Genomic DNA, 2,305 nt, shown 5'->3' with positions numbered 1-2,305 from the left:
ATGGAGACGTTGAAGGAGCCGGTGGTTTCGGCTGTTCAGGCGATGATCAGTGATTTGATCGCGCAGACGGTGAACCAGGGTTTCGGTGCGCAGGATGGTTATGACCTGGGGCGGACGGGGAAGGCGGGGGCGGACGAGTTCAAGGATGCGGTGAAGAACTCGGGGCAGACGTTCACGGAGTCGTTGCGGGACGGGTTGGGTTCGCGGGCGGGGCGGCATGCGCGCAACGGTCTGGAGAACGCGGCGGGTCGTAACGGCGGTGACGATCCGGGTTCGGGCAACAACGACGCGGGCTCGTCGAACAGCAACAACACCTCGACGTCGAACTCCCCGTCCAACTCGACGTCCACGTCGAACAGTTCACCGTCTACGTCGAACCCGTCCAGCTCCTCGCCGTCGTCGAACTCTTCGCCGTCCTCGTCCAACTCCACGCCGTCGTCGAACAGCACTCCAGGGGACAACGGCACCACCTCGCCGAGCAGCACCTCCTCCCGGCCGACGAGCACCGCGCCGGACAGCACCCCGACCAGCACCCGGGACACCACGACGCCGACTCAGACGTCGCCTTCGCAGCAGCCGGGTGGTGATTCCTCGGCGCCGCCGCGGAGTCCGTCGCCGGCGTTGGACCCGTTCGGTACGCGGGTGGGTCCGGACGCGGCGACGGACGGCCCCTCGCGCACCCCGGTGGCGCCGGAGCACGGCACGCCGCCGGCCCGCAACGACGACGGGGCCGGGCGCACCAACACCCCCGCGCCGGAAGGCCGTTCGACGCCGGACACCTCCGGCCCGACCCGCACGCCTGACCATGACCCGGGCTCCACGCGTCCGGCCGCCAACGATGGTCCGTCGCGCACGCCTGAGCACGACCCGGGCTCGACGCGTCCGGTGGCGAATGACGGTCCATCGCGGACGCCCGAGCACGATCCGGGTTCGACCCGTCCGGCGGCGAATGACGGCCCGTCGCGTACGCCTGACCACGACTCGGGTTCGACGCGTCCTGCCGCGAACGATGGTCCGTCGCGCACGCCTGACCACGATCCGGCGCCGGGCCGTCCGGCGCAGGAGTCGTCCGCTGTGCCCCGTCCGTCGCAGGAGTCGACTGCGCCGACGCTTGGGCCGGTGCGTCCGTCGGATCAGGGCCCGGCGCCGCAGCCCGCCCACACGCCGTCGGCGGATGTTCCGACGCCGCGTCACGAGAGCGCGCCGGAGCCCGCGGTGACCCGCCCGGACGCTGCGACGCCGTCCCTGCAGCAGCCTGCTCCGGAGCGCACCGCGCCGTCCGAGCCCGCCGGCACCGCCACCGACCCGCGCACCCACACCCCGGCTCCCTCCCACACCCCGGGCCCCGACGGCACGGCGCCGGCGCCGTCGCGGGTGGACCCGCGGACCGCGTTCGCCAACGACCCCACCCCCAACCCGACCCCGTCGTCGGACCCGTCCTCCCCGGCCGGCACACCCAGGTTGAACACCGCGGGTCTGGGTGCGACCACCACCGCCCCCTCGCCGTCCTCGTCGGATCACCGCCCGGGTCCGGTGCCCACGGGCGACCCGACCCCCAACACCCCCAACACTCCCAACACCCCTGGCACGCCCGGCACTCCGGGTGCGCCTGGTGCCGTTCCACATGTCGGCGCCCCGCAGGCGGCCACGCCCAGCACCCCGGCGTCGTCCCGCCCGACCGCTCCGCAGGCCCCGGCCACGCCGACCGGTCCGGTGCCCTCGCAGCGCCGCCCCGACAGCGACGGCCCGACGTTCGGGCCGCGTCCGGCCGCCGACCGCGGACCCGCCACCAACCGCCCGGACCCGCGCGCCGCCTACGCCAACCCCCGCCCCGCCGACATCAACAACCGGCTCAACCCCGACGGCCAGAACACCACCCCGTCGAAGCCCGACACGACACCGCGCCCGGACCTCGGCAACCGCCTCAACCCCGACGGCCAGAACACGGCGTCGAAGCCGGACAGCACGCCGCGCCCGGACCTGGGCAACCGGCTCAACCCGGACGGCCAGAACACGGCGTCGAAGCCGGACAGCACGCCGCGCCCGGACCTGGGCAATCGCCTGAACCCGGACGGCCAGAACACGGTGCCGAAGGCGGACAGCACCCCGCGCCCGGACATCGGCAACCGGCTCGACCCCACCGGCGACAACTCCCGCCCCGACGCCCCGCGTTCGCACGACACCGACCCCGGGAAGCCGGACATCGGCAACCGCCTGGACCCCGAGGGCCACAACACCCACCGCACCACCGACGACGACGGCCACACGTCGAAGGAGCCCTACCGCCCCGCCACCGAGGACCGCC

At 73.9% G+C, this 2,305-nt stretch carries 1 protein-coding gene and 1 pseudogene; one reads left to right on the top strand and one right to left on the bottom strand.

What is annotated here, in order from left to right:
* Positions 1-98: 98 nt before the first annotated feature.
* A complete protein-coding gene (locus ACWCYY_RS40790) occupies positions 99-533 on the bottom strand; it encodes a hypothetical protein (protein WP_449798977.1) in 435 nt (144 codons plus the stop codon).
* Positions 534-1,215: 682 nt separating this feature from the next.
* Between ACWCYY_RS40790 and ACWCYY_RS40785 the strand changes: the two are divergent.
* Positions 1,216-2,305 (top strand): annotated as a pseudogene (locus tag ACWCYY_RS40785) (hypothetical protein); the annotation flags it as partial.

The organism is Kitasatospora sp. NPDC001664, assembly GCF_053596675.1.
Note: the sequence above shows the minus strand (reverse complement) of the source record. Positions and strands in the feature narration are given on the sequence as shown.